Source organism: Algoriphagus sp. SE2 (genome assembly GCF_039563885.1).
In the GTDB taxonomy this organism is placed as follows: domain Bacteria; phylum Bacteroidota; class Bacteroidia; order Cytophagales; family Cyclobacteriaceae; genus Algoriphagus.
The window spans coordinates 273,301-285,256 of sequence record NZ_JBCLWJ010000001.1 but is presented as its reverse complement, the minus strand read 5'-3'; the positions used below and the strand labels follow the sequence as shown (position 1 = coordinate 285,256).

6 protein-coding genes are annotated in these 11,956 nt (G+C 37.5%); 4 read left to right on the top strand and 2 right to left on the bottom strand.

What is annotated here, in order from left to right; all coding sequences use genetic code 11:
- The first annotated feature begins 16 nt into the window (after nt 1-16).
- Nucleotides 17-2,449 (top strand): hypothetical protein, encoded by a 2,433-nt coding sequence (locus AAGF08_RS01145; protein ID WP_343509056.1) that lies wholly within the window; start codon nt 17-19, stop codon nt 2,447-2,449.
- Between the two features lie 173 nt (nt 2,450-2,622).
- Nucleotides 2,623-5,436 (top strand): PQQ-dependent sugar dehydrogenase, encoded by a 2,814-nt coding sequence (locus AAGF08_RS01140; protein ID WP_343509055.1) that lies wholly within the window; start codon nt 2,623-2,625, stop codon nt 5,434-5,436.
- A 131-nt stretch (nt 5,437-5,567) separates the two neighbouring features.
- Here AAGF08_RS01140 and AAGF08_RS01135 read toward each other — a convergent pair whose 3' ends face one another.
- Nucleotides 5,568-8,573, bottom strand: coding sequence for an AsmA-like C-terminal region-containing protein (locus tag AAGF08_RS01135; RefSeq protein ID WP_343509054.1), 3,006 nt, complete (start codon nt 8,571-8,573; stop codon nt 5,568-5,570).
- A gap of 197 nt (nt 8,574-8,770) precedes the next feature.
- Nucleotides 8,771-10,114, bottom strand: a complete 1,344-nt coding sequence (dgt, locus tag AAGF08_RS01130; protein WP_343509286.1) for a dGTP triphosphohydrolase — start codon at nt 10,112-10,114, stop codon at nt 8,771-8,773.
- Nucleotides 10,115-10,220: 106 nt separating this feature from the next.
- On the opposite strand from dgt, the gene AAGF08_RS01125 reads away from it, so the two are divergent.
- Both AAGF08_RS01125 and AAGF08_RS01120 read left to right on the top strand, forming a co-directional pair.
- Complete coding sequence (locus AAGF08_RS01125; protein ID WP_343509053.1) at nt 10,221-11,054, top strand: DUF4382 domain-containing protein; 834 nt, start codon at nt 10,221-10,223, stop codon at nt 11,052-11,054.
- A gap of 98 nt (nt 11,055-11,152) precedes the next feature.
- A complete protein-coding gene (locus AAGF08_RS01120) occupies nt 11,153-11,956 on the top strand; it encodes a DUF4382 domain-containing protein (protein WP_343509052.1) in 804 nt (267 codons plus the stop codon).

Here is an 11,956-nt window from a genome sequence, read left to right as displayed (position 1 = left end):
GATAAACCAGGTTATGATGAAGAAATTTTTTAAGAAAATAGGTGATTGGGTTAAAGGAAAATTGATCCTAATCAAGCCTGGAACTTTTGCAATTAAAGGAGCAGCAATTGGCTTGTTGGTTTTAACCTTGATAATGTTTGTAATTGAGGTTGTTGGCATGAGCATCAATTGGAAGGACCCATGGGTTCTAGCTTTTGGACTTGTAATTCTTCTAGCTGTGACTTTAGTTTCTTATCTCACAGTCAAGCTCATAAAATTAATTTTTGAAATACCTCTTATTTATAAGAGAACGTTGATTGCTTGTGTTATCATACTTTCTATAGTTCGACTGGGAGATGAGCGTTTTGGGATTTTTATGGTTCTTGTTTTCTCATTTCTTGGGGCTGGAATAGCCATGTTTTGGAAGGGACATTTTCGGCGTTTAACCACTCCTAAGAAAGTTGTTTCAATTTTGGGTTTTGCGATTGGAATAGCCGGGATAGGCTTTTTGATTTATTTTGGAAGTATCAGAGGTTTGGAAATAGATAAGCAGATAAATGCAGCCAAACTTACAGAGGATAAGGTTTCATCGATTCAAGGGCCATCTCCAGCTGCAGATGGAAACTTCCAGTTTACCACTTTTACCTATGGTTCAGGAAACGACCTTCGCCGGGAAGAATTTGCTGAAGGGGTTACCTATCAAACGGAACCGGTAGATGGACGAGCATTTATTGATAACTGGGAAAAATTCAGCGGCTGGTGGAGAGAAAGGTATTGGGGGTTTGATTCGAAAGAATTACCACTCAATGCACGGGTATGGATGCCTGATGGAAAAGTTCCTTTTCCTTTGGTTTTGGTAGTTCATGGTAATCATTCGATGCAAGATTTCTCTGATCCTGGGTATGATTACCTTGGAGAGTTTTTAGCATCTAAAGGAATGATTTTAGCCTCTGTAGATGAAAATTTTATCAATGGTTCATGGACAGATCTTTTTGGACGATTGGAAAGAGAAAATGATGCTCGAGGTTGGTTACTATTAGAGCATCTGCGCGTTTGGGATGAGTGGAATAAAGATGAATCACATCCCCTTTTCGGAAAAGCTGACATGAATAGAATTGCGCTAATGGGTCATTCCCGTGGAGGGGAGGCAGTTGGACATGCTGCCATGCTGAATGCTCTGGAGTATTATCCAGATGACGCTTCAATCAAATTGGGTTATCATTTTAACATCAAAGGTATTGTAGCGATTGCGCCGGTAGATGGGCAATACAAACCAGGAGGTTCCGGGACAAAGTTTGAAAATGTAGACTATCTCACCATTCATGGTGCCCAAGATGCTGATGTGACATCGTTTGCCGGATCCATGCAATATGAGCGAATTAAATTCTCTGATAGTTCCTACCATTTCAAATCTGCAGTTTATATCTCTGGGGCAAATCATGGGCAATTCAATACTTCTTGGGGAGATAATGATTACGGGGTGACTTTTAAAGGAATTCTCAATAGAGAGCAATTAATGCCTGTTGAGGATCAAGAGGAAGTAGCGAAAGTATTTATTGGAGCATTTTTAGACGTAAGCTTAAATAAACAAAGAGAATATCTCCCGCTTTTTACGGACCCCAGAAAAGGAAAGGATTGGCTTCCAGAGTCAATCTACCTGAGTCAATTTGAAGATTCAAATACGCGTATTTGGGCTGATTTCGATGAAGATTTTGAGTTAACTACTACAACCACAGGAGGTACTGCCAATGGGGATAAATTAACGGTTTGGCGAGAAGGGGAGATAGATATGGAATATGGTAAAAAGGGAAGTAGAGCTGTTTATTTAGGGTGGAATTATGAAAATCTAAATGAGGGTATTGACTCGCTTTGGAAAGATGGCTCAAAACCTTCAATACCTGATTCGGTATTGGCTAGCTATTCCATTACTTTGGATTCGACGAGTTTCAAGCCGGATTCTACTTCCATGCTAGTTTTTTCTTTGGCAGAATCTACCGAAAGCTCCAATCCAAAAAGTGGGGGAAAATGGAAAAATGAAAATAATTCCAATTCAGAGGAGGATCTGAATGAAGAAAAAGATAATGCTTCCGATAATGAAAAAAGTAATGAAATTAAAGATAAGTCCGAAGAAAAAAAGGATAAGGAGCAAGAAAAAACTCCTGAACCCCCACTAGATTTTACCATTATTCTCATAGATGAATCAGGAGAGGAAATCACTTTTCTTTTGTCAGAATTCTCACACCTTCAACGTCAAATTAAGTCTAGAGTCTTAAAAATAGACTTTTTGGATAAAAAGGATCATTCCGAAAATATCTTTCAAACCTTTTCATTTGATTTAGAGAGGTTACGAACCGGTAACCCAAATTTTTCTCCAGAAATGCTAAAAGAAATCAGGTTTCAGTTTGATCAAAACGAAAGCGGAGTAGTGATTCTAGACCAGCTCGGAATTACAAAAAAAATAAATTTATAAAAGCCCTATTTGAACATATAATTTTTTCATTAAGAAATTATTTATCCCAATAAAATGCCGCAAAAAGTATTTTAGGTGGATATATATTATCTATTTTGTCAATTTGACAAATTGACAAATTGAAATAATATTACCTTGTGGCAAATTCCCACTTATCTATAACTTAGTTATTTATGAACTCTTTGGAGAAAAAAATTAATAGAATCCTTTCCCTATTTATCATTTTACTTGTTGTTGGATTAAGCTCCTGTAATAAACCTGAACCGTTTGATGACCCAACCGTCAAACCGGATGAAAATAGATTTACAAAAGTAGTTCTAACCGAAGGAATGGACGAACCCATGGAAATGACTTTTCTTCCTGGTAATAGAATCCTCTTTGTTGAAAGAAAAGGAGGTGTTAAGATTTTGGATCAAAATACGGGAGAAGTAAGTCTTGTGGCGACTATTCCGGTAAATACAAAATATACCAATAAAGAAGGAAGAGTAAGAGAAGCTGAAGAAGGATTGATGGGCGTAATAACACATCCGGATTATGAAAAGAATCACTGGATATACCTTTATTATGCTGATCCTGTTGATACCCAACATGTCTTAGCTCGATATGAGCTAGATGGAAATACCCTTAAAGAAGATTCGAAGAAAATACTTTTAGTCGTTCCTACGCAACGGGAAGAGTGTTGTCATACAGGTGGAGGAATGGTTTTTGACCAAGAGGGGAACCTTTATTTGACAGTTGGAAACAATACTGTAAACCCTAGAACAGGCTCCTCAAATTTGGATGAAAGACCAGGATTTGAAAACTCTGATGATCAACGAGCTCCAGGAAATACCAATGATTTAAGAGGAAAGATTTTGAGAATCCATCCAGAAGATGATGGAACATACACGATCCCTGAAGGAAATTTATTTCCCGTAGGGACAGAGAAAACCAAACCAGAAATATATACGATGGGGCACAGAAATCCTTGGAGGCCTACCTTGGATAGTGAGACAGGATATTTGTATTGGGGTGAAGTTGGTCCAGATGCATCTGTTGATTCAATTTGGGGACCAAAAGGATATGATGAATTTAATCAGGCAAAGGGCCCAGGGTTTTTTGGATGGCCTTATTTTATTGGGAATAATCGCCCTTACAATCGTCATGATTTAGCAACGGACACCTATGGTGAACCATTTGATGTCAATAATCCAGTTAATGAGTCTGTCAATAATACTGGACTAAGGGAGCTTCCAACCCCAGTAATTCCGGCATTTATATGGTATCCATATGGAGTATCGGAAGAATTTCCATTGCTTGGAAGTTCTGGAAGAAGCGCAACTGGAGGACCTGTCTTCAGAAAGAAAGATTTTAGTAAAGATGCTCCTTTTGTTTTTCCGGCATATTATGAAGGAAAATGGTTGATTGTGGACTTTATGAGAGGATGGATCATGGCTGTTTCGATGGATGAAAATGGAAATTATAAATCGATGGAACGCTTTTTACCTGAAGATACTTTCAGTTCAGCCATTGATATGGATTTTGGTCCAGACGGCGCTTTGTATATTCTGGAATATGGGAGTGCTTGGTTTCGGGGAAATTCTAATTCCAGAATTGTTAAAATAGAATTTCACGGAGGAAATAGAAAGCCTAATGTAAATGCATCTGCGGATGTCCTTGCGGGTGCAGTTCCGTTTACATCTAATTTTACTGCGGCAGGCACCAATGATTATGATGATTATGATCAAGGGAATTTAAAATATACTTGGTCTATTTCTTCAGATAACGGGACAAATATTGACCTTCAAGGTGTTGATGCTTCTTACACCTTTGAAACTCCTGGAGTTTATAAAGTTTTACTTACAGTAACAGATACAAAAGGTGAATCTAATTCTGCTACTTTGGAATTAGTTGCAGGAAATGAGCGACCTGAGGTAAGTATTGATTTTGCAGGTAAAAACAGGACGTTCTATTTCGGGGACAAATCACTGGATTACAAAGTTGAGGTTACTGACAATGAAGATGGAAGCACATCCAATGGTACTATTAAACCAGAAGAAGTTGCCGTTACATTTGATTATGTTCCAGCAGGCTTTGACCCGATCGAAATGGCATCTAAGCAATCAGGAGCCGAATCTATGGCCGTGCTAAATATTGGTAGAAATCTTATCGAGGCAAGCGATTGTAAATCTTGTCATCAATACGACACTACGTCAATCGGACCTAGTTATTCGGCAGTAGCTTTGAAATATCCTAACACTCCAGAAAATGTCAGAATGCTCGTTGGCAAAGTGATTAATGGAGGAAGTGGGGTTTGGGGAGATCATGCAATGAGTGCACACCCACAATTATCAGAGGCGGATGCCAAGCGAATGATAGATTACATTTTCAGCTTGAATGAAACTAATCCAACGGAAACTTCTTTACCATTAGAGGGAAAACTGACTCCAGAAGTGCCTGAAGGAGAAGACGGTCAAGGAGGATATTTAATAAGAGCATTTTACACCGATAAGGGATCCGGGAATATTACTTCCTTGACTGGGGAAGATATTATTGCTTTGCGAAATCCATTTTTGGACCCACAGCTTTCAGAAGTTAGAAAAGGCGTACAATTACTGACCACACCAAGAGTTAGTTTCTTTATGAAAGGAGACCAATCTTATATAGGATTTAAGGATTTGGACATGACAGGAATCAAAGAAATAACTTTGTATTTAGGAATTAGCGGAAGAGTTGATGCTAAAGGAGCCTCAGTTGAGGTCAGATTGGATTCCCCTACTGGAAAAATATTGGGTGAAACCGAGAAAGTAACGGAAGCTCCTGAAGGTGGTTTTAGACCTCCTGCTGGCGTTTCACCTTTAGAATGGAGAAGACAGAACTCTGCGAAACCGACTACAGCCATTTCTGAAGTTAATGGGATACACGATGTCTATTTTATATTCAAAAACTCAGACGCCAAGGGTGAAGAAGTACTTGTATCAATTAACGAAATCGAGTTTAAAAACTAATTCTTGCTTTTCAGTTCTAGAGCAGACTATTACCAAAGATCAAATGCTCTGATCTAAACTGAAAAAATAGAAGGATTAAAAGACAAAGCCCCGAATTATAATCATTCGGGGCTTTGTTAGTTTGATGTTATCTAATTATTTTTTCCTGAAGTCGTATCCGGTTTTGTCGTTTCTTTCGGCTTTGGAAAAAACCCTTTCAGTAATTTTTTTGCTTCTTCTACTGCTTTATCCTTTGTGACATCTGCTTGTTTTTCCAGTTCTTTCTTGACGCTGTCCTGAACAACTTCGGCTTTCAGTTTCATTTCCTTTTTGATGCTATCCTGAGCTACTTTGAACTCCTCTGTAGCTTTTGTTTGAAGGGCTTGAGTTTCCCCACTGACTCTTGCTTTTAAAGCACTTGATAAAAGGTTTTCAATACTATTTCCTCCAGCTAGTGAAACTTTAGGTGAATTATAAGTTCCCGATAAATTTAATGCGAGAGGTATCATGGTGTTTTCATCTGCTTGAGTACCTGTAATGGTTGCCAAAATAGAAGTAGCTTGTGAGCCAAATTTATTTGCTGGAATCTGCATATTTATTAAATAATTGATAGACCCATCGAAGCCTGCCGACCCTTGGACTTTTGCTTCATAATCCCAAAGTTTTACATCAAATGGTTTTACATCCATCACACCGTTATTGATAGATATCGGAATGGATATATTTTTAAGTTGAAGGGTATTTACATCTTTTAATTTTGTAAGACTCGTGATACCCTCTAGAATCTTACTGTCTTTTAAGGCTGTTTCAACAACTTTTAATAATCCAGATCCATCAAGACTTGACAAAAGGGGCATCATATCCTGGCCTAGATTTCCAGAAAAATTCAGATTAGAACTGAATTTTCCTGTTAGATTTTGAGCAATGGGTGCAAATGCTTTGACAGTATTGAAAGATTTGAATGCCTCAGAAATACTGAGCTCGGCAACATTCAAATCAAAATTAAATTTTGGAGCGGTCAAATCTCTAGGATCATAAGTTCCTTGGAGGGCAATGCTTCCTCCCAATGTATTCATGGAAGCATCATTAAAACGTAAAATCCCATCTTGCAAAGTCATATTTCCTTTCATCTCTTTGAGGGTCAAATTGTCATAAATGACTTCGTTAGCATTTACTGTCATTGAAAAATCGATGTTTTTTGGCAGATCAATAACTGTCAGTTCTGTGTTGGTAGTATCTGTTGAAGCACTCTCAGACATCCATTCATTTACATTGAATCTAGAACTTGTTAATGCCAGCTGCCCTTTTAAAGTCCCATTTTCATTGAGGAAATAATCCATATAATTAGAAAGTGAGCCTTTTGCCTTAACAGGGCTTTCTCCGAATTTTGAATTAAACTCAGTCAAATTGATTTTTGCTGGACTGAATTCAGCTATTGCCTTTGAGATTTCTACTCCTTGAGGTACATCAGAAGAACTATATTTGAAACCATCAACTTCTAATTTTCCTTGAGTTTCAAGTTGTTGATATTTTCCTGTTTCGACAGCAGTATATGAACCCTTGCTTAGAATATCGGCCTTGACTCTTCCTTCTATATTTAAATCATCCATAGGCAACACTGCCATAATTTTTTTCAGATCTACCCCACCTGCTATTTTTCCATCCCAGTTAAGTTTTTCAAAGTCTGAGATTTTGATATTTCCCTTAATTTCTTCACCCTCTAGTTCAAAACCGAATTGGCTTAAATCGACCAAAAAATCATTCATTTTCCCGGTTTTATTTTGGATCAATGCATTTACATTTATGTTTTCAATGGGTGCAGGGTACTCTGAATTTTTTGCAAATCCGTTGGCCAAAACCAATTTCGCATCAATGGTTGGGATTACTCCTGCTACGGAATCATATTTTCCCTTAGCGGCTGCATTTACATCTAAATTTCCTTTTAAAGACATTCCTTCAATTGGGAAAATCGAGGTTAGCTCTTCCAAATTCAGTTTTCCATTAATCGCTGCATCAATCGTATAAGAGACTAAATCGGAGAGAAAGAATCGTCCCGCAATTGGATTACTTCCAAAATCCAGATTAAAGTTGGGAATAGAAACAGAGGTATTATCCAAGTTTTCAGTTTCATTTTTGACCTGCATTTCTAAATTGATGTTCTTAACTGGTCTGGGCAAATCGGGGTATTGGAACATTCCGTCTGCTACTTTTAAGGAAACATCAAAAGCAGGAAATGTTGTGTCATTATAGATTCCTTTAACAAAACCATTGAAATCCATGCTACCTGAAGTCTCTAAGCTTGAAAAACCATCTGAATAGATACCTGGAACAAGAGACAATAAACTCTTGAATTCGTTGTTTTTTCCTTCAAAATTCAGGTCAAGTTCTATGTCATCAGTGGGCATGGCCAAGAAACCTGTCAAACCAAAATTGAAATCATTCAACTTGAAGTTACCATCTCCAAGAGTAAACTTCATTTTTTCCATATCGATATTCAACAAAGTTTCCCCTGCAAAGCTCTTATTGGAAAGGTAGCTTATGTCCTGATAGGTAATATCTGCAATCATTGCACTCATTTCTATGGGTAATTCGTAGATTTCAGTAGTGAATTCTCCGTTTCCGATTGCATTGATGGCCCCCAAAGCCATGAAATAGTCAAGCTGTCGATCGTCATAAACCAGGTTAAGGTTGTTGATTTCAATTTGATCTACCCCGATTTTCATGTTACTTTCTTCTGAAGGGACACTCTCTTCAGCTGGATAGGTGATGTCATAATTGGCGGTACCATCTTCCAAAACTTTAATATAGAGACTTCCCCCATTAAGGTGTATCCCAGTTAGCGTTGGATAGTCGTCGAATAGTACAGATTTCAGATTAAAATCTATTTGTAATTCATCAAGCCTGGCTAGTGTATCATTTTCGAATGGGCTATTCCCAACAATCCCAAAATTTTTAACATTTGCGGAAATATTCGGAAAGCGGCTAAAAATACTCAAGCTGATATCATCAAGGTTATATAAAACCTTTGCATTCACAGATTGGGCAATTTCTTGGTCAATTCGGGCAGCTATTTTATCCTTGAAAATAAAAGGAATCGCTATTGCCGAGGCAATTAGAAACAAGAATATACCTAATAGGATTAGAAGAGTCTTTTTCATAAGTATTGATAAAATGTAAATACCCCCTATTTCTGATTAATTTGGGTTATTTACTGATAATCTTTTTACGATAAACAGAAGTTTAATGCCTTAATTAATAGCAAGTTTTAAGCCGAGAAGAGATATTTTTTTGTTCCAAAAAAGAAAAGGTCCTAATTCTTCCGAGAACTAGGACCTACTTCTAACCTCGTATATTGTTAAGAGCTTGGAAATGAAATTCCTTTTACCCTACGATAAAGATTCAATGCATATTTGTCTGTCATCCCTGAAATAAAATCCACTAAAGATCGGAGTAAGGGATAAGGATTTACTTCTGCTCCCCAGCCTTTCAAAGGAAAATCTTCCGGTAATAATCGCAAGATACTTTTGTCCTGACCAGAGAATTTGTCTTGATGATAGAATTGATGATAAAGTGCCTGTGAAAAGACAGAAAGTAATCCTTCTAAAACCTGAAAGCCTGCGGCCTCTTTCTCGAGCACCACTTTAGATCGGTAGATTTTTTCAACAGATATTGCAGTTATTTTTTGAAGAGCTTTGGCAGAAGGGATGATATCAGTTAGGGCCTTGTCAAAATTTCCTTTGCACATACTCTCCTCATATTGTGCAAATACTTCAACGATCTCTTTGATTAATTCTCCAATTGCTAATGCTCTAAGTGCACCCAAATTTTGGGTATTACTTCTATCTTTTAGCTTTTTTGGATCAAACTTATCTTTTAAAATGGGAGCAAGAAGTTTCACGGTTTCTTCAAAGCTTACTAGTCCGAGGGTGCAGCCATCTTCCAGATCAATGATGCTGTAACAAATATCATCAGCTGCTTCAACCAAAAATGCTAGTGGGTGTCTAAGCCAACATTCAGGGCTTGATTTTTCCAATCCAAGAAAGCTCCCTAATTGCTCAAAATCAGCAAGTTGATTTATAAAGAACCCATACTTTTTTTGGCTTCTTCTAGCGATATCCCGGTGGGGAATAAAGCTTGGTCTTGGATATTTAGTAAATGCTGCAAGTGTTGCGTATGTCAGTTTCAGCCCATTTGATTTCGAAACTAACATCCTGAATCCCTGAGCATTCCCTTCAAAATTGCAAAGATCTGCCCATTGTTCACTTCTAACATGGGATTCCCAACATTTTCCAGCTAGATGGAATTTAAAAAAATCCGAAATAGCCTCCTCCCCTGCGTGGCCAAATGGTGGATTTCCGATATCATGGGTTAAGGCTGCTGCAGCAACTATTGCCCCTACTTCGTAAGCTGAAATCCCTGTTTTCTCTAAGTTTGAGTATTTTTTCAATAAATATTCACCTGCAGATTTTCCCAGTGATCTACCTACGCTGGATACCTCTAGACTATGTGTAAGTCTGGTATGTACAAATGCTTGCTCGGGTAAAGGAAATACCTGAGTTTTGTCTTGCAAATTTCTAAAAGGAGCAGAAAATATGATCCGGTCATAATCTACTTCAAATTCACTTCTTAATAATTGAGTTGGAATAAAGCCTGGGTTATCACCAAATCTTCCCCTTGCCAAAAGTTTTTCCCATTTCATCATCCCCAAAAATAAGAAGGTCCTTTGAGAATCTGTTTAAAATCTGAAAAATCTAAAATTGGCATAGAGATTGGCCAATTGGTTATGACAAACCAATTATTGATTGATGAAAAATACAGTTATTTATTCCATGTTGTTAGCAATGATGCTTTTTGCAGCATCATGCTCTAATGAAAGCGAAACTCCAATTGGGGGGAAATCAAGTGTAAACTTTTATTTGGTCGACGCTCCTGGTGATTTTGATGAAGTATGGGTTGAGGTTCTTGCCGTTCGCGTTAAAGTTGATGACGATAGTATGGATGATGATGATACCCAAGATGATGACGATAATGAATTCAATTGGGTAGAGATTCCGTATGATGATTCTAGTCCTTATGTAAATTTAATGAGTTTAACAGGAGAAAACTCTTTGTTTTTAGGCTCAGAAGATTTTCCAGAAGGGGAGATAGACCAACTTAGACTTGTCCTCGGCGATGATAATTATGTAGTAAAAGATGGCGTGCGTTCAGATTTGAAAACGCCTAGTGCCCAGCAAAGTGGTCTGAAAATTAAAGTTGATGAGGATATCCAAGGAGGAATGAGTTATAACTTGGTAATTGATTTTGATGTTGCAAAATCTATTGTAGTTGCCGGGAATTCCGGGAATATTATCTTAAAGCCAGTTTTAAGAGCCTATTTAGAAGAAGCTGCTTCAGGAATTCAGGGACAGGTTTTTCCAACTGAAGCTCAGCCAATCTCAGTAAATGCTCAAAAGGGAGATGACTCATACAATACTTTCGTAGATGAAAATGGAAATTTTAAGATTCTCGGAATGGACGATGGCGTCTATACATTGACATTTACTCCGATAGAAGGGTACCAAGTCCTGATAGTGGATAATGTTTTGGTAGAGGAAGGAATAGTTAAAAACTTGGATCCAATAACCTTACTGCCTAATTAAGGATTAAAATCAAGCCGGTTTCGACCGGCTTTTTTTATGATTTTAAGTCCAACTAGTCAAAGCTTAAATTTTGAATAGTTTTAGGCTAAATTTACCGTGTGAATAAAACTGTTTTTAAATTAATTTTTGTCTTTACCATATTCAGCCTATGGAGCTGTAAAGATTTTGATACGAATCCAAAAGGTTTGGTAAATATTATACTGGTAGATTCTCCTGCCCAATGGGATTCTGTATTTGTTGAAATCCTTGGTGTAGAAGTTGAGTTGATATCATCTGGAAGGGAGGATGGTACTATTGAGACTTTTTTTCTTCCCTATGCACCTGGTGACAAAAAAATTGAAGTCAGTTCCCTTGTAGCTGGCGAAGCTCTACTTTTAGGTAGAGACGAGCTGCCTTCTGGAAAAATACTGAAATTAACCATGAAACTGGGAGATGAGTATTATCTGTATTTAAAGGAAAAACGATACAACATGCCCTTGGTGGATCCTTCTTTGAAAGAAATTCCAATTCAATTTGAAATGGAAATCGAACCGGCAATATCTTATGACATCGTTTTGGATTTTGATCTGGAAAAATCCATTAAAGTAATCAATGAAGAACCAGTCTCACTTCAGTTGGATCCTTTTATGATAGCCTATAAGGGTGCTGGGACAGGAGAAATTACTGGAACTGTGACACCTACATCTCTACAGCCAGCTATCTATGCTATTCAGGATGGTGATTCTATTAGTACTCATTCGAATAATTCCGGCACTTATAAATTTATATTACCTGAGGGTACTTATTCTTTTTTTTATGACCCCAAGAATGAATCTTATGCCGATACATTGATCAATAATATAGAAATAGTGGCAGGCGAAACGAGCACATTAAATATCGTGAACTTAAAATTAAAGCCTTAA